We start from the raw sequence: 18,413 nt of genomic DNA, 5'->3' as shown, positions 1-18,413 counted from the left end.
ATCAGCGCCGCGCGTCGATCGCCTGGACGTGACCGGCATTGGCGTAGTCCAGCATACGCTTGTCCGACGTGATCACCGGACAATTCAGCTCGATCGCCGTTGCCAGTACAATCCTGTCACTCGGATCGCCATGTGGGTAGTGCGGCAGCAGGCCGGCCTCGAACGCTATGTCTGGCGAGACAGGGTGGATGGTGGCCCGCCCGTTCTGCGTCGCCACCTCCAACCAGCGTCGGTACGGCCTGCTCAGCTTCATCCTCCCACGGCTGACCAGCAGTCCGATCTCCCAAAGGCTGATGGCCGACACGAACACCTGATCGCTTTCCGCTTCGATCCGCCGTGCCGCCGTGCCGAGACGATCATTATTCTCGGCCAGCCAGACGAACGACTGCGTGTCGAGCAGGATCACCGATTAGCCGTGCCGTCATCTCGGACCGGAAAACCACGTGCATTCCACTTCGCTTCCCATTCCTTTTCCCATTTGGGATCAAGCGGTTCGTCCAAGTCGCCTTGGATCGTTACAGTGCCGGCCAGGACGCCAAGCAGGGATTGTCTTTTCGGCTTGTCGGAGGCCGTCGACACGGTTGCGATCGGTTTCCCACGACTGGTCACGGTGATCGGTTCGCCGCCCTCCTGCACCTCGCGCAGCAGGCGGGTGCAGTTCGCCTTGAACTCGGCCATGCCCACCATCTTGCCCATCGCGCGTCTCCGATCTGACCAGATCATCTAGTCATCTCGGCCACTCCTGTCGATGACCTACTCCGAGCTTCAGGTCGCCACGCATTTCTGCTTCCTGCGCGGCGCGTCGTCCTGCGAAGAGCTGTTCACGACGGCAGCGCTGATGGGCATGGGTGCGCTTGGCGTAACGGATCGCAATTCGGTGGCCGGACTGGTCCGGTCCATGGTCGCGGCCGAACAGGTATCGGCGCAGCACGCGCCGATCCGTCTGGTGGGGGGATGCCGGCTCGACCTCGTCAGCGGCTCATCTCTTCTCGTCTGGCCGGAGGATCTCGCCGCCTGGAGCGGGCTTACTCAGCTGCTCACCTTGGGCAAAGGCCGCGCAGACGCCCAACGTGGCGAAAAGGGCCGATGCTTCCTGCACTGGGAGGATGTTGCCACCTATGCGCCCGGTCTTGTCGGGTCACTGGTCAGCGATGTCGATCGACCCGCCGCGACGGACCTCGATTGGATGTCGGACATCTTCGGCGACCGTGGTCATGTCTGCCTGACCCAGCAGCGCCGTCCCAACGATGCCAAGCGCCTCCACGGCCTTGTCGAACAGGCCCGCCGCCATGGGCTCAAGCCGCTCGCCACGGGTGACGTGCTGTATCACCACCCCGAACGCCGCCGGCTACAGGACGTCGTCACCGCGATCCGGGAAAAGCGCACGATCGATGCCTTGGGACTGAAGCGCGAGCGCTCCGCCGACCGCTGTCTGCATCCGCCCCAAGAGATGATGCGCCGCTTCGCCGCCTTTCCCGATGCCGTGGCGGCCGGCCAGGCCATCGTCGAGCGCTGCACTTTCTCGCTGCGCGATCTCAAGGATCAGTATGTCTACCCTGAAGAGGTCGTGATGCGCGGCCAGACGCCGCACAAGGCGCTGGAGAAGCTCGCCTGGCGCGCGCTCAATCAGCAGCATGGTGGACGACCCGCCGGGGCGTACCGCCGTCTACTGACCAAGGAGTTGCGGCTGGTCCGCAAGTTCAATTATGCGGCCTATTTCCTGACCGTGCATTCGATCGTGCGGTACGCACAAAGCCAGCGCATCCTATGTCAGGGGCGCGGCAGCGCGGCCAATTCGGTGATCTGCTTCGTGCTCGGCATCACTTCGATCGATCCCGTCATTCATCAGCTCCTGTTCGAGCGCTTCCTGTCCGAGAACCGCGCCGAGCCGCCCGACATCGACATCGATTTCGAGCACGAGCGGCGTGAGGAGGTGATCCAATGGATCTACGAAACTTATGGCCACCAGCATGCCGCCCTGACCGCCGTGGTTAGCCGCTTCCGCGCACGCGGCGCGGTGCGTGAGGTGGGCAAGGTGCTGGGCCTTCCCGAGGATATGACGGCGGCACTGGCGGGACAAGTATGGGGCTGGTCGGAAGAAGGCGTCGCCGACCGCCACGTCAATGCCCTCAATCTCGACCGCGGCGACCCGCGGCTCGCGCTGACGCTGGAACTGGCGCGCGAACTGATCGGCACGCCGCGCCACTTGTCGCAGCATCCCGGCGGCTTCGTCCTGACCCGCGACCCGTTGCATCACCTCGTCCCCATCGAGCCCGCCTCGATGCCTGACCGACGCGTCGTCGAATGGGAAAAGGAGGATGTCGAGGAAGTGGGGATGATGAAGGTCGACATCCTCGGGCTCGGCATGCTCGGCTGCATGCGGCGCGCGTTCGCGCTGCTGGACACGCATAAGGGCATCCGCCTGACGCTCGCCTCGCCCGAGCTGCAGACCGACGACACCGCGACGTTCGCGATGATCCAGCAGGCGGACACGCTCGGCACCTTTCAGATCGAGAGCCGCGCGCAGATGGCGATGCTGCCGCGCATGCTGCCGACCTGCTTTTACGACATCGCGATCCAGGTCGCGATCGTCCGCCCAGGGCCCATCCAAGGCGACATGGTCCACCCCTACCTCAAACGCCGCGAGCAGCTGCGCGCCGATCCTAACGTCCAGTTCGATTACCCCAGCCCCAAGCTGAAGGCGGTGCTGGAGAAGACGCTGGGTGTGCCGCTGTTCCAGGAACAGGCGATGCGCGTCGCGATCGAGGGTGCCGGCTTCACGCCGGCGCGGGCCGATGAGCTGCGCAAGGCGATGGCTACGTTTAAGTACACTCAAGGCGTCGGTCAGTTCAAAGAGGAGCTGATGGCCGGCATGGCCAGGAACGGCATCAACCCCGAATTCGCCGAGCGGCTGGTCAAGCAGATCGAGGGCTTCGGCTCCTATGGTTTTCCGGAGAGCCACGCGGCGAGCTTCGCCAAGATCGCCTACGCCTCGTCCTGGATGAAGTGTCACCATCCGGACGTGTTCTGCGCCGCGCTGTTGAACGCACAGCCGATGGGCTTCTACGCGCCCGCGCAGATCGTCCGCGACGCGCGCGACCATGGGGTGGAGGTGCGGCCGGTGTGCGTCAACGACAGCAACTGGGACACGCGGCTTATTTCTCCCTCTCCCGTTTGGGGAGAGGGAAACCAGCTCCTCCCCCTCCGCCTGGGCCTGAAGATCGTCCACGGCATTGCCGAGCTCCACGCCGTCCGCATCCTCGCGGCGCGCGCGGAAAAGCCTTTCACCTCGGTCGAGGATCTCTGGCGCCGCTCCGGCGTCCCGCTGGCGACGCTGGAGAAGCTCGCCAAGGCGGACGCGTTCCACGGCCTCGGGCTCGACCGCCGGCAGGCGCTGTGGGCCATCCGCGGCCTGGGCGAGTCGCGCCTGCCGCTGCTCGACGGACTGGAACGCCATGAGGAGCCGGTCAGCCTCGTGCCGCTCACCGCCGGCCGCGAGGTGGTGGAGGATTACCGCTCGACCCAGCTCTCGCTCCGCCAGCATCCGCTGTTCTTCCTGCGCGACGAGCTTGCGCGGCGCCGCATCATCCCGTGCGCGCAGCTGAGGACCACCAAGGACGGTCGACGCGTCGAGATCGCCGGTATCATCCTGGTCCGCCAGAAGCCGGGCAGCGCCAAGGGCGTGTTGTTCATCACCATCGAGGACGAGACCGGCGTCGCCAACATCATCCTCTGGCCCGACCGGTTCGAGGCGCACCGCACCGTCGTCATGTCGTCGGCGATGATCGGCGTGACCGGCGTGGTGCAGCGCGAGGGCGAGGTCATCCACGTCATCGCCGACCGCATCCACGACTATACCGGCCTGTTGCGCCAGGTCGGCGACATCGACATGCCGAGGCTGTCACGCCCCGGCAGCGGTGGCTCGCCCGACCGCGGCGAGCCGGGCTGGAAGCCCAGCCCGCGCAGCTTGTATCACCCACCCTTCCGCACCGGCTGCGACGCCGAGGACGTGATCCCGATCAAGAGCCACGACTTCCACTGAACTTCCGCGGTCCTGCGCGGTTCGGCAACCATGCCCTTGTCCGCACCCGCGCCGATGGAGGCGAAGCTGGTCGACGCGCTGCCGACCGAGCCCGGCTGGCAGTTCGAGCCCAAATGGGACGGCTTCCGCGCGCTGGTGGTGCGCGACGGCGATCACGTCGAGATCATGTCCAAATCGGGCAAGCCGCTCGGGCGATACTTTCCGGAGGTGGTCGCGCTGGTCGAAAGCCTGGCCGAACAGCGCTTCGTTCTAGACGGCGAGCTGATCCTGCCGGTCGGCGAGGTGCTGTCGTTCGACGCGCTCCAGCAGCGACTGCACCCCGCCGCCAGCCGCATCGCGAAGCTGTCGCGCGAGACGCCGGCACAGCTGATGCTGTTCGACTGCCTGCATCTCGATGACCGCGACCTCCTAGCCGAACCACTGCACAGCCGCCGCAAGGCGCTGGAGACGTTCTACAAGACCGCGCGCAGGCCCGACCTGCTGTTGTCGCCATGCAGCGAAAACCTGGCCGAGGCGACCGGGTGGCTGAACCGCAGCGGCGGAGCGCTTGACGGCGTCGTTGCCAAGCGGCTGGACGAACCCTATCGCGCCGGCGAGCGCGCAATGCTCAAGGTCAAGCAGCACCGCTCCGCCGATTGCGTCGTCGGCGGCATCCGGCGGGTGAAGGGCGGTCACGACGTGGCCTCGCTGCTGCTCGGCCTCCATGACGAGGACGGCCTGCTTCACCATGTCGGCTTCACCTCCGCGATCACCGCCGCCGATCGCGCCGCGGTCACCGCCAAGGTCGAGCCCCTGCTCGGCGGCTCAGGCTTCACCGGCAAGGCGCCCGGCGGGCCCAGCCGCTGGAACCGTGGCGAGGAAAGCCCGTGGGAGCCGCTCGCGCCCGAACTGGTGGTCGAAGTCCTCTATGACCAGGTCACCGCCAACCGCTTCCGCCACGGCACCGCCATCCTGCGCTGGCGCCCGGACAAGGCGGCGGCGCAATGCACGACCGATCAGCTGATCCACGAGCTCCGCCCCAGCGAACTGGCGGCGCTGGTCTGACGTAGAAAAGCCACCTTTCGCTTCCTAAGGCTCGCGCGAACAATCGGTGACACGCATGCGTCTTCTCCTGCCCATCCTCATCCTCGCCGCCGGTGGCGCCTCGGCCGCGGAACCGATCACCGGCCGCTGGGTGACGGAGAATGGCCGCGCGGTCGTGACGGTGGCGCCGTGCGGACCGGCGCTGTGCGGCCGCATCAGCCGCATCCTGGTGCCCGGCCAGGCGCCGCCGGACACGCGCAACCCCGACCCCAAGCTGCGCGCCCGGCCGATGCTGGGCCTGCCGATCCTCACCGGCTTCACCGACGCCGGCAAGGATTGGCGCGGGCGCATCTATGACCCTGAGTCGGGCAAGTCGTACAAGTCCATCGTCGCGCGCGACACGAACGGGCTGAAGGTGCGCGGCTGCATTGCCATATTCTGTCAGACGCAGCGCTGGAAGCCGGCGGGCTAGGGCTGCCCCTCGCCTTCCAGCTTGTCCTGCGTCCGCAGTTCGAAGTCACTCGCATCGTGCCGTTCGCGCAACTGCGAGACGGGATCGCCCATCACCCGGTTGACCATCCGCCCGCGCCTGACCGCCGGCCGCGACCCGATCTCGTCGGTCCAGCGGATGACGTGGGTGTATTCGTGCACCGACAGGAACGCGCCGGCGTCGTAGACCAGCCCTTTCACCAGCGCGCCGTACCACGGCCATACCGCAATATCGGCGATCGTGTAGTCGTCGCCGGTGAGGAAGCGGTGCTCGGCGAGGCGGCGGTCGAGCACGTCGAGCTGTCGCTTCACCTCCATCGCATAGCGGTCAATCGCATATTCGATCTTGCTCGGCGCATAGGCGTAGAAATGACCAAAGCCGCCGCCGAGCATCGGCGCACTGCCCATCTGCCAGAACAGCCAGCTCAATACCTCCGCGCGCGCCGGATAGTCGGCTGGCAAGAACGCGCCGAACTTCTCCGCCAGGTACATCAGGATCGCGCCGGACTCGAACACCCGCACCGGCTCCGGCCCGCTGCGGTCGAGCAACGCCGGGATCTTGCTGTTCGGGTTGATGCTCACGAAGCCGCTGCCGAACTGGTCGCCCTCGTTGATGCGGATCAGCCACGCGTCATACTCGGCGCCGGCGCGGCCGGCGGCGAGCAGCTCCTCCAGCATCACCGTCACCTTGACGCCGTTGGGCGTACCCAGCGAATATAGCTGCAGCGGGTGCTCGCCGACCGGCAATTCCTTGTCGTGCGTGGGCCCCGCAATCGGCCGGTTGATCGCGGCGAAGCGCCCGCCGGACTCCTTGTTCCAGCTCCAGACCTTGGGCGGCTCATAGTCGGTCATGTCATGGCTCCTCGGCCCATCGGGTGAGCAGGGTATGGGCGATCGCGAACGGCGGCGGCGCCAGAAAGGCGCCCGTTCCGCCCGCCAGCACCGCGCGAACCTCCTCGCGTGGCACCCAGATCGCATCCTCCAGCTCGTTGCGGTCGAGCGTCAGCGAGTCGTCCTCGGCCTTCGCGACGCAGGCGATCATCAGCTGCGACGGGAACGGCCAGGGCTGGCTGGCGACATAGCGGGTGTCACGCACACGGATGCCCGCCTCCTCGTGCAGCTCGCGCGCGACCGCTTCCTCGATCGACTCGCCCGGCTCCAGGAACCCGGCAAGCGCCGAGTAGCGCCCGTGCGGCCACGCCGCCTGCCGCCCGAGCAGCGCGCGGCCGTCATGCTCGGCGATCATGATGACGACCGGGTCGGTGCGCGGGAAATGCTCGGTCGAACATGCCCCGCACTTGCGGCCCCAACCGGCGCGGAACGGCGCCGTCGCCGCGCCGCAATTCGCGCAGAAGCGATGCCGCGCATGCCAGTCGAGCACCGAGCGCGCCGCGCCCCAGGTCGCCGCCTCGCCCGGCGCCATCTCGGCCAGCGCGGTCATGACGCGTGGCGAGCGGAAGGCGGCGGTGCCCGGTTCATGCGTGATCGCGGCGACATGCGCGCGGCCCTCCGCCAGCCCCAGCAACACCAGCTCGGCATCGTCGGGGGCCTGGGCCAGCGTCGTCCAGCCCAGCCGCCCCGCCCCGTCCACCTGCGGCTCGTAGCCCGGCCCGAGCACCAGCAGCCGGGTCCGCCAGTCGAGCGCCGCCGCCAGCCCATCGACGTCGTGGCGCAGCCGGTCGGCGCGATCCAGATAGCCGCCGGTGAAGCCCGGCGGGATCACGGGTGCAGCCGCGCCGCGTCCTTGGCCAGTGCCGCGGTCAGCTCGGTGCGTACCGGGAAGCGATCGGCGGGCATGTAGTTGACCATCAGCGTTCCGCGCAGCCGCCGCACGGGATCGACGAACGCGACCGTCCCCGCCGCTCCGCCCCAGCCATAGGTGCCCTTGGAGAACCCGCCCGGCGCATCGGCCAGATAGACCGAACCGCCGGCGCCATAGCCCAGCGCCGACCCTTGCGTGCCACCGGTCATTCCGCCGATGCCGCCGAACGTCACGCCGGCGGGCAGCAGGTTCGACATCATGGTGGCGACCGTCTCCGCCTTTGCCACACGCACCCCGCCCAGCGTGCCGCGATTGGCGAGCATGTGGAGGAAACGGTCATAATCCCGCGCCGACATCACCAGCCCGGCGCCGCCATAGGGAAAACTCGGCGGCTGCAGCCACACCGAGGTCGCGCCGGGATCGACCGGGATGCGATTGGCGCCCGCGTACAGATAGTTGGTCGCGAACCGCCCGGTCTCGCCCCGCGGCACCGTCCAATAGCTCGACTGCATCCCCAGCGGCGTGAACACCCGCCGCTGCACGAACTGCTCGAACGACATGCCCGACGCCTTCTCGATTACCGCCCCCATCACGTCGAGGCCGATCGAATAGCTCCACTTCGTGCCCGGATCGGCGATCAGCGGCAGCGTCGCGACGCGGCTGGCGAATTCCTGCAGCGATTTCGGTCGGACCAGCTTCGCCTGCGCCTCGACCTGGGCGCTGACCTGACCGGGCACGATGCCGAGCCGCTCATATTCCTTGAGCAGCGGCCCCTTGGTGATGATATTGTAGCCGAGACCCGCGGTGTGGGTGACGAGATGACGCACGGTGATCGGACGCGCGGCGGGGCGCGAAGCGAGGCTGTTCGCCGGGTCGGTCAGCACCCTTATGTTCTTGAAGCCGGGGATGAAATCGCTGATCGGCTGGTCGAGCCGCAGCTTGCCGTCCTCGACCAGCAGCATGGCGGCGAAGCCGGTTACCGGCTTGGTCATCGAATAGACCCGCCACAGCGTGTCCGGCCCCGCCGCCGGGGCCGTCGCCTCTTGCGCGATGCGGCCCGACGTCACGAACAGCGGCGGCATGTCGCCGATCCCGAACGCTCCCACGACGCCCGGCATCTTGCCGTCGCGGACATAGCCGTCGAACAACGCCTGCGTGTTGGGGAGCAGCATGCCGCCGGGCGCCGGCGCAGCTTGCGGCGCGCGCGGGGCGGGCTGCGGCGCCGGTTGCATCTGCGCCAACGCGGCGCCGGCGACCGTCGCCAGCAGGCCTGCGGACAGGGCGAATCTCACGAACATGCAAGTCTCTCCAGCACCCGGGCCGCTTTGGCGAATACGGTCGGCAATCCCGCCGCGCCGAGCTCCGCCACCGGCCACCATTCTCCTGGCGGCCCATGCCCTTCGACCGTACCGACGGCAAGCGCCAGTTGCAGATCGAAATGGGTAAAGGCGTGGGAGACCTGTGCGTCGAGCAGCCGCCAGTCGGCTTCGGCCGGCGCGTTCTCAAAGCCATGCGGCGCGTCCGCCCAGGGCCCGGTCGGCAGCGCCCGCATCCCGCCGAGCAGGCCGGCGGCGGGGCGGGTCACCAGCAAGACCTCACGCAACGCGATCGGCTCTTCCATCTTCAGGGGAAGAGGTGGTGGCGTACGCTCCAGCCAGAAGATGGTGCCGAAACGCTGCGGCTTGACAGGCTTCGCGGCCTTGATCGGGAATCGCTCGGGCACCCCGCTCGCATATCCAGCGCAATCCTGCCGCAACGGGCACAGCAGGCATCGGGGTCCGCGCGGCGTACAGATCGTCGCGCCCAGGTCCATCATCCCTTGCGCGAAGTCCCCCGCCCGCAGCGCCGGCGTGATCGCATCCGCAGCGACGCGGATCGCCGGCCGTGCGGCGGGCAACGGCGTGTCGATCGCGCGCAGCCGGGCGACGACGCGCTCGACATTGGCGTCCACCACCACCGCGCGCGCGCCGAACGCGATCGCTGCCACCGATGCGGCGGTGTACGCGCCGAGCCCCGGCAATCGCCGCAGCTCCACCTCCGTGCGCGGGAACACGCCGTCATGCTCCAGCATCACGGCTCTTGCCGCGCGCATCAGGTTGCGGGCGCGGGCATAATAGCCCAGCCCCGCCCAGGCAGCCATCACGTCGGCCTCGTCCGCCGCCGCCAGGCTCGCGATATCGGGCCACCGCGCGACCCACGCTGCAAAGCGCGGCCGCACCGCCGCGACGGTGGTCTGCTGCAGCATCACCTCCGACAGCCAGACGCGGTACGGGTCCGCCGCCTCGCCCGGCTTCGCCCGCCACGGCAGGTCACGGGCGTGGCGGTCGTACCAGCCGAGTAGCCGGTCGGTCACGGATAGCGGCTTGGCGCGCACCGGCCGGCTATGGCATGGAAGCGCCCGTGAGCAAGCGCCCCCGCCCCCCACAGCCCGAGCAGCCCCGCGCGAATCGCTCGCGCGCGGTCGCCGAGCTGCTGCCGGCGATCGGCGGCGCGGCGTTTCGCAGGTTCGGTTTCGTGCAGTCGTCGATCGTCAGCCGCTGGCCCGATATCGTCGGCGAACGCTGGGCCAATGTCAGCGCGCCCGAATCGCTGCGCTTTCCGCCGGGCGAGAAGCGCGACGGTACGCTCAACCTGCTGGTCAAGGGTGCCCACGCGCCGATGATGCAGCACATCACGCCCGAGATCATGGAGCGGGTGAACCGCTTTTTCGGCTATGCGGCGGTGGCGCGCGTCCAGATCCGTCAGGGTGAAATCGCCGCGCGCGAGCCGCGCCGCGCACCCCCGTCTTTGAAGACCATGCCGGTCGAGATGGGTCAGGGGCTGAAAGGCATCGTCGATCCCGAGCTGCGCGCGGTGCTCGAATCTCTCGCCGCCGGCGTTGCCGCCTCTACCGGTGTTCCCAGGATCAGCTGATGCGTATCGTAGCCGTTCTCCTGCCTGTGCTAGCGCTTACTGCCGCGGCACCCGCCCGCGACTGGGCGGCGGTCGCCAGCAAGACGGCGACTGGCGCCTATGTGATCGGCAACCCGCAGGCGCGTGTGAAGCTGATCGAATATGCCAGCTACACCTGCTCGCACTGCGCCGACTTCGCCAATCAGTCCGGGCCGGTGCTCAAGGATCGGATGATCCGCTCCGGGCAGGTCAGCCTGGAGTTCCGCCACGTCGTCTTCAACGCGGTCGATCTCGGCGCGGCGGTGCTGGCGCGGTGCGCGGGGCCGCGCAACTTCGCCGCCACGACCGCGCGCTTCTACCAGACCCAGGATCAGTGGCTCGCCCGCGCGTCGGCGTTCGGCCAGGCCAACGGGCCTCGTCTGTCGGCGCTGCCGCCGGCGAAGCTGCTGCGCGCGCTGGTCGACGGCGCCGGGCTGACGCCCCTCGTCCGCCTGACCCCCGCCGCGATCGACGCCTGCTTCGCCGACAAGGCGGAGATCGACCGCATCACCGCCATGCAGGGCGATGTCGGCTCGACCCCCACCTTCTTCCTCAACGGCAAGCGCCTGCCCCCCCAGACCTGGGCGACGCTGGAGCCGCAACTGCGTAGCCTCGGCGCGCGCTGAACCCCACCGGAGTATCGTTTATGAAGTACGTCGCCCCGATCGCTTTGGTTCTGTCGCTCGCCGCCTGCGGGGGCGGCACCGACGCGAACAGCACCGCGCCCGCCGCACCGGTGGCAGGCGCCGCCGCACCGGCCGGGCAGGACTGGACGCAGGTCGTTTCCAAGACCGCCGAGGGTTTCGTGATGGGCAACCCCAACGCACCCATCAAGCTGGTCGAATACGGCTCGCGCCTGTGCCCGACCTGCAAGGCGTTCGCCGACGAAGGCTATCAGCCGCTCACCGAGAATTACGTCAAGTCGGGCAAGGCGTCGTTCGAATTCCGCGAGTTCCTCGTCCACGGCATGCAGGATGTGCCGCCGGCGGCATTGGGTGCTTGCGTCGGCGAGGCGGCCTTCTTCCCATTGATGGAGGAGATGTTCCGCAACCAGCCGCAGTTCATCGAGACGCTGCAGAAGAGCGATCCGGCCGCGTTGCAGCGCATCGACGCGGCGCCACCCGCGCAGAAGTTCGTGTTGCTCGCACAAGCCATGGGACTGATCGACTTCGTCAAGCAGCGCGGCCTGCCAGAGGACAAAGCGCGCGCCTGCCTGTCGGACATGACGCAGATCGATCGCCTGACCAAGATCACGCAGGATCGGGGCCCCGGCGGCGACAAGACGGTCGCAGGGACGCCGACCTTCCTCATCAACGGCAAAGTCGCCGAAGGCGCGATCGGCTGGAGCCAGGTGGAACAGGCGCTAAAGGCAGCCGGCGCCTGACCCGAAGTCAGGCGGCCATCCGCTGCAGCAGCATCTCGATCTCGCCTCGCTCCCGCGCGACGTGCGCGCGTAACCGGGCGATCATCGCCAGCGCGGCGGGCTGGTAACTCGACCATTCGCCGGTGACGTCGCTGCCGCTCCACTTGGCGACGTGTCCGCGAAAATCCTCGCCGATCGCCAAGCACGCGTGCTTGAGCCGCTCGGCGCGCGCGTTGTCGCCCAGCACCTGTCGTGCAATCGCGGGATCAAAGATCTCGCCATGTTTGAAAAGCTGATAGGCGGTCAGCGCACGCATCAACGCCCAGCGTGACCGCGCCAGTGCCGCAACGTCACGCAGGGCTGGGTCGGCAAGAAGCGGCTCCGCACCGCGCATGATCGCCAGAATGCCGTCTTGATGCTGATGGAGACGCCCCAGCAGGGCAGATGAATTCACAACGTGGTCAAATGCAACATACGTTAGCAGTAGCGCGATAAGATACTGGGGTACAATGACTTTTCCTCCAGGACGGGACGAAGATTACGCGTTGGCGCTTGTGTCCGAGCTGCGTGAACGTATATCGAACATCGATGGCGCAGCTCGATACCCGCGAAAAGCTGGCGATCCTCGCTGACGCTGCGAAATACGATGCGTCCTGTGCGTCCTCGGGCACGGTCAAGCGCAACAGCCGCGACGGCAAGGGTCTGGGTTCGACCGAGGGGATGGGCATCTGCCACGCCTATGCGCCCGATGGCCGCTGCATCTCGCTGCTCAAGATCCTGCTGACCAACAGCTGCATCTTCGACTGTCACTATTGCATCAACCGCAAAAGCTCGAATGTCCGCCGGGCGCGCTTTACCGCAGACGAGGTCGTCCAGCTCACGCTGTCCTTCTACAGGCGCAACTACATCGAGGGGCTGTTCCTCTCCTCCGGGATCATCAAAAGCTCCAACTACACGATGGAGCAGTTGGTCGAGGTCGCCAGGTCGCTGCGCGAGGACCATCATTTCCGCGGCTACATCCACCTCAAGACGATACCGGACGCTGATCCGGAGCTGGTCCATCAGGCCGGGCTTCATGCCGATCGCGTATCGATCAATGTCGAACTGCCCACGGTTGCCGGTCTGACCCGCCTCGCCCCCGAAAAGGACGCAGACCGGATCGAAGGCGCGATGGCTGATGTAAAATCCGCGATTCTCGACGCGCGCGACGCCACCAAACGCTACAAGTCCGCACCCCGGTTCGCGGCGGGTCAGTCGACGCAGATGATCGTCGGCGCGGACGCAGCGACCGATGGCGACATCATCGCCCGCGCCTCCGGTCTTTATGAGCGCTTCAACCTGCGCCGCGTCTATTACTCCGCGTTCAGCCCGATTCCCGACGCCAGCGCCGTTCTGCCGCTCAGCCGTCCGCCGCTGATGCGCGAGCACCGGCTGTATCAGTCCGACTGGCTGATGCGCTTCTACGACTATCGCCCCGACGAGGTCGCCGCCGCCGCCGATCCCGCGACGGGGATGCTGCCGCTCGACATCGACCCCAAGCTTGCCTGGGCGCTCAAGCACCGCGCCCGCTTCCCCGTCGACGTCAATCGCGCGCCGCGTGAGGAGCTGCTGCGCGTACCCGGGCTCGGCGTGAAGGCGGTCAATTCGATCCTTACCAGCCGCCGCTGGCGCCGGCTGCGGCTCGACGACATCGCCCGCCTCACCGTTTCGATCGCCAAGCTGCGACCGTTCATCGTTGCCGAAGACTGGCGGCCCGTGGCATTGAGCGACAAGGCCGAACTGCGGCCACTGGTCGCGCCGAAGAAACAACAGCTGGAGCTGTTCGCGGCGTAAACGGGAGAGAATGATGAAGGCCGTATTCGCGCTCGCGCTGTTGTATCTCGCCACGCCCGCCACCGCGAAGACCCTCATCGTCGCCGCCGGCCCGAACGCGCAGGAGCGGCTGCAGGAGGCGCTGCTGGACGCCAAGCCCGGCGACACGGTCCGCATCGGCGCGGGCCGGTTCGAGCTCACCGACGGTCTGTCGCTCGCGGTCGACCGCGTCACCGTGCGCGGCGCCGGGATGAAGGCGACGATCCTCTCGTTCAAGGGTCAGCAGGGCTCGGGCGAAGGGCTGCTGGTCACCGGCGACGACGTGGTGCTGCGCGACTTCGGCGTCGAGGACGCCAAGGGCGACGGCATCAAGTCCAAGGGCGCCGACCGCATCGTCTACAAGGCGGTGTCGGTGCGCTGGACCGGCGGGCCGAAGGCGACCAACGGCGCGTATGGTGTTTACCCGGTCGAGAGCCGCGACGTGCTGATCGACGGCGTGTTCGTCGAGGGCGCATCGGACGCGGGCATCTATGTCGGCCAGTCGGAGAACATCGTCGTCCGCAATTCCACCGCGGTGCGCAACGTCGCCGGCATCGAGATCGAGAACTCGCGCCGCGCCGACGTCCACGGCAATCTCGCCCACCACAATACCGGCGGCATCCTGATCTTCGATCTGCCCAACCTGCCGCGTGGGTCAGGCGGCGACGTACGGGTGTTCGGCAATCGCGTCATCGACAACGACACGCCGAATTTCGCCCCGCCGGGCAACATCGTCGCGAGCGTCCGCAAGGGCACGGGTGTGCTGGTGATGGCGAACGACGGCGTCTGGGTGCGCGGCAACACGCTGGCGGGCAACGCCACCGCCGACGTGATGATCGTCAGCTATCGCGAGAAGCACACCGACGCGAAGTACAACCCGCTGCCGCGCCGCGTGCAGGTGTCGGGAAACACGCATGGCCGCTCCGGCTTCGCGCCGCAGCTGCCGGGGGGAGCGCAGCTCGCGGCGGCGTTCGGTGGCACCATCCCTGCGGTGCTGTGGGACGGTGCCGGTACCGATCTCGGCCTGCGCGTCGCCGGCGCCAAGGTGCTGAGCCTGGGCCTTGCGCAGGGTGCGGCATTGGCGACCGCGAGGCCGGCTCCGGTCGAACTGAACGCGCCTGCCCTGCCCGAGCGCACGGCGGTGGTGCTGCCGGCGAGCATGGAGCGTGCGGCGCGGTGAGTTGCCTTCTTCTATCTCCCCCGGCGAAGGCCGGAGCCCAGTTGCCTCGGGCTTGGTTTTGAAGCGCCGCGCCCGCCAATCCACTTCCGCGCGACTGGACCCCGGCCTTCGCCGGGGAGGAGCAGTGCTGGGCGCGCTTTCGGTCCTCGCCTTCCTCACCGGCGCGCTGCAACGGCCCGCACCCGTGAACGACGCCGTTATCGCCGCGGACAGCTATCCCGCGGCCCTCAGCGCCTACGGCTTCTTCACCGACCTACGCACCCGCACCCCGGCGCAGCGCGTCACCCCCTACACGCTCAACACACCCCTGTTCTCCGACTACGCCGACAAGCAGCGCTACCTGTACCTGCCCGCCGGTACCCGGGCGAAGTACGACGCCACCGCCACCCTGAACCTCCCCGTCGGCGCGGCGCTGATCAAGACCTTCGGCTATGGGTCCGGTGCCGCCTTCAAGCCGCTCGAAACGCGCCTGCTCCTTCGCCGCGCGGGCGGCTGGGTGGCGCTGCCTTATGTCTGGAACGCCGACGGCACCGACGCGGTGCTCAAGCGCGCGGGCACGCGCCTGCCCGTGACCTTCATCGACCCGGCCGGACAGGTCCGCACGATCAGCTACGCCGTGCCCAATCAGAACCAGTGCAAGGACTGCCACGCCCTTTCCGGCGCGATCACGCCGATCGGCCCGACCGCGCGCAACCTCAACGACGGTCACCAGCTGCAAGCGCTGCTGGCGGCAGGATTGCTCGACCGGCTGCCCGCCGACGCGCCGCGCCTCGCCCGTTGGGACGACGGCAAGCTGCCCTTGCCGGAACGCGCCGCCGCCTATCTGGAGGTCAATTGCGCCCATTGTCACAACCCCAAGGGCGGCGCCTCCAACTCCGGCCTCTTCCTCGACTGGCGTCAGCCCGATGCCACCGCGCGGGGCCTCAACAAGCACCCGGTCGCCGCCGGACGCGGCTCGGGCGGGCGGCTGGTGGCGATCGCGCCGGGCCAGCCGGACGCGTCGATCCTGGTCCATCGCATGGAGTCGACCGAGCCGGGCATCGCCATGCCGGAGCTTGGGCGTGCGACGGTGCATGCCGAGGGGGTACGGGTGGTCCGCGATTACATCGCTGCGCTGCCGGCGAGCGCGCAATGACCATCCTATCTACCCTCGCGCAGGCGGGGGTCCAGTTCCAGTGCCCTCCGCGACCGGATCCTGACCTCACCAAGTCAGACCGTGGCACCTGGACCCCCGCCTGCGCGGGGGTGGGTAGGCTCAATGGGCTCCCCGTCCCGTGAGAACCGTCACCCTCCCCGCCCCCGACGACTTCGACTCCTGGCGTGACGCCGCGCGGCCGCTCGCCGCCGCCGAGGTGCCGCCCGACGATGTTGTCTGGCAGGTCGGCGAGGCACCCACCGACCTGTTCGCGGGCGAGAGCGTCGCCCACGAGGCGCCGGCGGGCGCCGGCTTCACCGTCCCGCGCCCCTTCATCGACCTCGCCCGCAACGTCGTGCTGGCGAACGACCCCGAACGGTTCGCACTGCTCTACACGCTGTTGTTCCGTCTCCGCCGCGAGCCCAAGCTGGTGGAGGATCGCGCCGATCCGCTGGTACGCCGCTTGGACGGCTTGGCGAGGCAGGTCCGCCGCGACATCCACAAGATGCGTGCGTTTCTCCGCTTCCGCGAGGTGGACGAAGGCGGCACGCCCCGCTTCGTCGCCTGGTTCGAGCCTGAACACCACATCGTCCGCGCCAACGCCGCCTTCTTCGTCAACCGCTTCGCGTCGATGCGCTGGTCGATCCTGACGCCGGAGGTTTCGCTGCATTGGGACGGCAAGGGCTTAAGCGAAGGACCGGGCGCGAGCAAGGCGGACGCGCCGGAGGGCGATCCGATCGAAGCGGTATGGAAGACCTATTATGCCTCCATCTTCAATCCGGCGCGGGTCAAGATCGGCGCGATGCTCAAGGAGATGCCGCGCAAATACTGGAAAAACATGCCCGAAACCGCGTTGGTGCCGCAGTTGATCGCGGGCGCCCAGGCGCGGGAGGCAAGCATGATCCAGACCGCGCAGACCCGCCAAGACATCGGCGGTAACAGCCAGGTGGCTTGGGAGGCGCTGCGCGAGGAGGCCGCGCACTGTACCCGCTGCCACCTCTACAAGCACGCGACGCAGACCGTGTTCGGCGAAGGTCCGGTCGACGCGCGCCTGATGTTCGTCGGCGAGCAGCCCGGCGACCAGGAGGATCTGGCGGGCAAGCCCTTCATCGGCCCCGCCGGTCAGGTCTTCAACCGCGCGCTGGCGACCGCCGAGATCGACCGCGACACGGTCTACGTCACCAACGCAGTCAAGCATTTCAAGTTCGAACAACGCGGTAAGCGGCGCATCCATGCCAAGCCCGGCGCCGGCGAGATCGACGCCTGCCGCTGGTGGATCGAACAGGAACAGATGCTGATCCGCCCCGACGTGACGGTCGCGCTAGGGGCCACCGCCGCTCGCTCGCTGCTGGGCAAGGTCGTGACCATCGGCAAGGAACGCGGCCGCGCCTTGACGCTCCCGGATGGCGGCCAGGCCTGGATCACCGTCCATCCTTCCTACCTCCTGCGCATGGATGACAAGGCGCGCGCCGAGGACGAGTTCGGGCAATTCGTCGATGACCTGCGCAAGGTGAAGGCGGCCCTGGGTTAATCTGCCTTTGCCGCAGCGGGTATTGCGGATAGAGTGGAGCGTTGTTGACAGGGGAGCGCGGTGCGCGAGCAGGCTTGGCGTGTCGTTGGTTACGGCCTGTTCATGGCGCTGGCTGCCGGCTGTTCGCCGACGAGCTCCGGAAAGGCCAACCCATATGGAGCGTCGGAAAGGAAATCGGGGATGACGTTCGATCCTCAAATTTGGGCCGATCAGGCCGCCGTATATGCCCCTCCTTACCCGCGCCGTCAGATGGTGGCAGACATCCGGCGCACACACCTGAAGGCAGGGGCTACGCGTGCCGAGGTGATCGCTCTCCTGGGTGCACCGACCGAGACCGACAAGTTCGCCGATCACGACCTGGTCTATTGGCTGGGGCCGGAGGAGGGCGCGATCAGCGTCGACTCGCAATGGCTGCTGATCGACTTGGACGCGGCCGCGCGCGTGAACACCGTTGCGGTCGCGACCGACTGAGGAGAGGCTGAATGCCGGACGGCATTGTCATAAAGGGGCTGCTGACCAACCTGACGCCGGCGGAAAAGGTCTACCTGCTGCTGCATCCTCAGCATATCTCGATCATCCGGCAGGCGGCAGACAAGGCGTTGGCCGAGGCGATGAGGCGCTTCGCTGGCCCGGGTCTCCACAACGGGGCGGGCGACGCGTTCCGCCACTGCTATTGGTCCGCCCTATTGGCGCGGGACATCGGTCCGGACAATGCGCGTTCCTTCACGACCGCGCACGAAGGCTACTCCGACAATCCGGCCGGGGAGCGGGCCATGGACCTGCACAACAATGCGCAGGGTATCGCGATCGGATCCTTGCATCCCACCATGACGGATGAACAACTGGCGGAAACCTGCGCGCAACGGCTTGCGATCGGACGGTTGGCGACATCGACACCTCAGTCCGGCAGGCCCTATCCGCGCTAGGGCCCGCGCCACCGCCGCGCTCGCATTTGATCTGCGCAAGTTGAAGCTGGCGTTCGGGTGAAGGGGCTGATCGCCTACGCCAGTTACCCGTGAAGCCCGAGCCGCTCGCCCTGAGATCGCAGCCGGACCCCGCCCCCGACGGGGAAGAGCTTGCACTTATTGCTGTCCTACAGACCCGCT

Annotated in this window: 19 protein-coding genes; 12 read left to right on the top strand and 7 right to left on the bottom strand. The window is 67.8% G+C overall.

Annotated features, from left to right (window positions below; genetic code table 11):
• Window position 1 precedes the first annotated feature (1 nt).
• Complete coding sequence (locus VFQ64_RS05160) at window positions 2-406, bottom strand: type II toxin-antitoxin system VapC family toxin (RefSeq protein ID WP_325102230.1); 405 nt, start codon at window positions 404-406, stop codon at window positions 2-4.
• Window positions 403-696 carry a type II toxin-antitoxin system Phd/YefM family antitoxin gene (locus tag VFQ64_RS05155; protein WP_325102229.1) on the bottom strand — a complete coding sequence of 98 codons (294 nt, stop codon included), beginning with the start codon at window positions 694-696 and terminating at the stop codon, window positions 403-405. The genes VFQ64_RS05160 and VFQ64_RS05155 overlap by 4 nt, the downstream gene beginning before the upstream one ends.
• Before the next feature lie 52 nt (window positions 697-748).
• Between VFQ64_RS05155 and VFQ64_RS05150 the strand changes: the two genes are divergently transcribed.
• The 3 genes from VFQ64_RS05150 to VFQ64_RS05140 are packed head-to-tail and all read left to right on the top strand — an operon-like array spanning window position 749 to window position 5,537.
• The gene (locus VFQ64_RS05150; protein ID WP_325102228.1) at window positions 749-4,042 is read left to right on the top strand and encodes an error-prone DNA polymerase; all 3,294 of its coding nucleotides are present in this window, start codon (window positions 749-751) and stop codon (window positions 4,040-4,042) included.
• 30 nt (window positions 4,043-4,072) lie between these two features.
• Window positions 4,073-5,086: an ATP-dependent DNA ligase gene (locus VFQ64_RS05145; RefSeq protein ID WP_325102227.1), complete on the top strand. Its 1,014-nt coding sequence runs from the start codon at window positions 4,073-4,075 to the stop codon at window positions 5,084-5,086.
• Window positions 5,087-5,141: 55 nt separating this feature from the next.
• Window positions 5,142-5,537, top strand: a complete 396-nt coding sequence (locus VFQ64_RS05140; RefSeq protein WP_325102226.1) for a DUF2147 domain-containing protein — start codon at window positions 5,142-5,144, stop codon at window positions 5,535-5,537.
• Here VFQ64_RS05140 and yghU read toward each other — a convergent pair.
• Genes yghU through VFQ64_RS05120 form a run of 4 tightly spaced genes read right to left on the bottom strand, consistent with a single transcriptional unit; the run spans window position 5,534 to window position 9,690 of the window.
• On the bottom strand, window positions 5,534-6,406 hold the full coding sequence (yghU, locus tag VFQ64_RS05135) for a glutathione-dependent disulfide-bond oxidoreductase (RefSeq protein WP_325102225.1): 873 nt from the start codon (window positions 6,404-6,406) through the stop codon (window positions 5,534-5,536). The genes VFQ64_RS05140 and yghU overlap by 4 nt on opposite strands.
• A 1-nt stretch (window position 6,407) precedes the next feature.
• On the bottom strand, window positions 6,408-7,277 hold the full coding sequence (nudC, locus tag VFQ64_RS05130) for an NAD(+) diphosphatase (RefSeq protein ID WP_325102224.1): 870 nt from the start codon (window positions 7,275-7,277) through the stop codon (window positions 6,408-6,410).
• Window positions 7,274-8,614 (bottom strand): serine hydrolase domain-containing protein, encoded by a 1,341-nt coding sequence (locus VFQ64_RS05125; RefSeq protein WP_325102223.1) that lies wholly within the window; start codon window positions 8,612-8,614, stop codon window positions 7,274-7,276. The genes nudC and VFQ64_RS05125 overlap by 4 nt, the downstream gene beginning before the upstream one ends.
• Window positions 8,605-9,690 carry an A/G-specific adenine glycosylase gene (locus VFQ64_RS05120; RefSeq protein WP_325102222.1) on the bottom strand — a complete coding sequence of 362 codons (1,086 nt, stop codon included), beginning with the start codon at window positions 9,688-9,690 and terminating at the stop codon, window positions 8,605-8,607. Before VFQ64_RS05120 ends, VFQ64_RS05125 begins: the two co-directional genes overlap by 10 nt.
• A 14-nt stretch (window positions 9,691-9,704) precedes the next feature.
• Between VFQ64_RS05120 and VFQ64_RS05115 the strand changes: the two genes are divergently transcribed.
• Genes VFQ64_RS05115 through VFQ64_RS05105 form a run of 3 tightly spaced genes read left to right on the top strand, consistent with a single transcriptional unit; the run spans window position 9,705 to window position 11,631 of the window.
• Window positions 9,705-10,229, top strand: a complete 525-nt coding sequence (locus tag VFQ64_RS05115; protein ID WP_325102221.1) for a DUF721 domain-containing protein — start codon at window positions 9,705-9,707, stop codon at window positions 10,227-10,229.
• On the top strand, window positions 10,229-10,873 hold the full coding sequence (locus VFQ64_RS05110) for a thioredoxin domain-containing protein (RefSeq protein WP_325102220.1): 645 nt from the start codon (window positions 10,229-10,231) through the stop codon (window positions 10,871-10,873). Before VFQ64_RS05115 ends, VFQ64_RS05110 begins: the two co-directional genes overlap by 1 nt.
• A gap of 20 nt (window positions 10,874-10,893) precedes the next feature.
• Window positions 10,894-11,631 (top strand): DsbA family protein, encoded by a 738-nt coding sequence (locus VFQ64_RS05105; protein ID WP_325102219.1) that lies wholly within the window; start codon window positions 10,894-10,896, stop codon window positions 11,629-11,631.
• A 7-nt stretch (window positions 11,632-11,638) separates the two neighbouring features.
• On the opposite strand, the gene VFQ64_RS05100 is transcribed toward VFQ64_RS05105, so the two are convergent.
• The gene (locus VFQ64_RS05100; protein WP_325102218.1) at window positions 11,639-12,064 is read right to left on the bottom strand and encodes a hypothetical protein; all 426 of its coding nucleotides are present in this window, start codon (window positions 12,062-12,064) and stop codon (window positions 11,639-11,641) included.
• A 134-nt stretch (window positions 12,065-12,198) separates the two neighbouring features.
• Here VFQ64_RS05100 and VFQ64_RS05095 point away from each other — a divergent pair, with 134 nt between their 5' ends.
• The 6 genes from VFQ64_RS05095 (at window position 12,199) to VFQ64_RS05070 (ending at window position 18,233) form a co-directional block, all read left to right on the top strand.
• Window positions 12,199-13,443 carry a putative DNA modification/repair radical SAM protein gene (locus VFQ64_RS05095; RefSeq protein WP_325102217.1) on the top strand — a complete coding sequence of 415 codons (1,245 nt, stop codon included), beginning with the start codon at window positions 12,199-12,201 and terminating at the stop codon, window positions 13,441-13,443.
• A gap of 10 nt (window positions 13,444-13,453) precedes the next feature.
• Window positions 13,454-14,641, top strand: coding sequence for a parallel beta-helix domain-containing protein (locus VFQ64_RS05090; RefSeq protein ID WP_325102216.1), 1,188 nt, complete (start codon window positions 13,454-13,456; stop codon window positions 14,639-14,641).
• A gap of 124 nt (window positions 14,642-14,765) precedes the next feature.
• Window positions 14,766-15,776 carry an SO2930 family diheme c-type cytochrome gene (locus VFQ64_RS05085; protein WP_325102215.1) on the top strand — a complete coding sequence of 337 codons (1,011 nt, stop codon included), beginning with the start codon at window positions 14,766-14,768 and terminating at the stop codon, window positions 15,774-15,776.
• A 139-nt stretch (window positions 15,777-15,915) separates the two neighbouring features.
• Window positions 15,916-17,307: a UdgX family uracil-DNA binding protein gene (locus tag VFQ64_RS05080; RefSeq protein ID WP_325102214.1), complete on the top strand. Its 1,392-nt coding sequence runs from the start codon at window positions 15,916-15,918 to the stop codon at window positions 17,305-17,307.
• 180 nt (window positions 17,308-17,487) lie between these two features.
• Window positions 17,488-17,778: an outer membrane protein assembly factor BamE domain-containing protein gene (bamE, locus tag VFQ64_RS05075; protein WP_325102213.1), complete on the top strand. Its 291-nt coding sequence runs from the start codon at window positions 17,488-17,490 to the stop codon at window positions 17,776-17,778.
• An 11-nt stretch (window positions 17,779-17,789) separates the two neighbouring features.
• On the top strand, window positions 17,790-18,233 hold the full coding sequence (locus tag VFQ64_RS05070; RefSeq protein WP_325102212.1) for a DUF6973 domain-containing protein: 444 nt from the start codon (window positions 17,790-17,792) through the stop codon (window positions 18,231-18,233).
• Window positions 18,234-18,413: the final 180 nt, after the last annotated feature.

The organism is Sphingomonas sp. (assembly GCF_035714405.1).
Lineage (GTDB): Bacteria > Pseudomonadota > Alphaproteobacteria > Sphingomonadales > Sphingomonadaceae > Sphingomonas.
This window is presented reverse-complemented; position numbering and strand designations above follow the sequence as displayed.

What these genes read in the sequence shown, in the direction of transcription:
- VFQ64_RS05155 (WP_325102229.1), bottom strand. Translation starts at nt 696, where the DNA reads ATGGGCAAGATGGTGGGCATGGCCGAGTTCAAGGCGAACTGCACCCGC.
- VFQ64_RS05150 (WP_325102228.1), top strand. Translation starts at nt 749, where the DNA reads ATGACCTACTCCGAGCTTCAGGTCGCCACGCATTTCTGCTTCCTGCGC.
- VFQ64_RS05145 (WP_325102227.1), top strand. Translation starts at nt 4,073, where the DNA reads ATGCCCTTGTCCGCACCCGCGCCGATGGAGGCGAAGCTGGTCGACGCG.
- VFQ64_RS05140 (WP_325102226.1), top strand. Translation starts at nt 5,142, where the DNA reads ATGCGTCTTCTCCTGCCCATCCTCATCCTCGCCGCCGGTGGCGCCTCG.
- yghU (WP_325102225.1), bottom strand. Translation starts at nt 6,406, where the DNA reads ATGACCGACTATGAGCCGCCCAAGGTCTGGAGCTGGAACAAGGAGTCC.
- VFQ64_RS05125 (WP_325102223.1), bottom strand. Translation starts at nt 8,614, where the DNA reads ATGTTCGTGAGATTCGCCCTGTCCGCAGGCCTGCTGGCGACGGTCGCC.
- VFQ64_RS05115 (WP_325102221.1), top strand. Translation starts at nt 9,705, where the DNA reads ATGGAAGCGCCCGTGAGCAAGCGCCCCCGCCCCCCACAGCCCGAGCAG.
- VFQ64_RS05110 (WP_325102220.1), top strand. Translation starts at nt 10,229, where the DNA reads ATGCGTATCGTAGCCGTTCTCCTGCCTGTGCTAGCGCTTACTGCCGCG.
- VFQ64_RS05105 (WP_325102219.1), top strand. Translation starts at nt 10,894, where the DNA reads ATGAAGTACGTCGCCCCGATCGCTTTGGTTCTGTCGCTCGCCGCCTGC.
- VFQ64_RS05095 (WP_325102217.1), top strand. Translation starts at nt 12,199, where the DNA reads ATGGCGCAGCTCGATACCCGCGAAAAGCTGGCGATCCTCGCTGACGCT.
- VFQ64_RS05090 (WP_325102216.1), top strand. Translation starts at nt 13,454, where the DNA reads ATGATGAAGGCCGTATTCGCGCTCGCGCTGTTGTATCTCGCCACGCCC.
- bamE (WP_325102213.1), top strand. Translation starts at nt 17,488, where the DNA reads ATGACGTTCGATCCTCAAATTTGGGCCGATCAGGCCGCCGTATATGCC.
- VFQ64_RS05070 (WP_325102212.1), top strand. Translation starts at nt 17,790, where the DNA reads ATGCCGGACGGCATTGTCATAAAGGGGCTGCTGACCAACCTGACGCCG.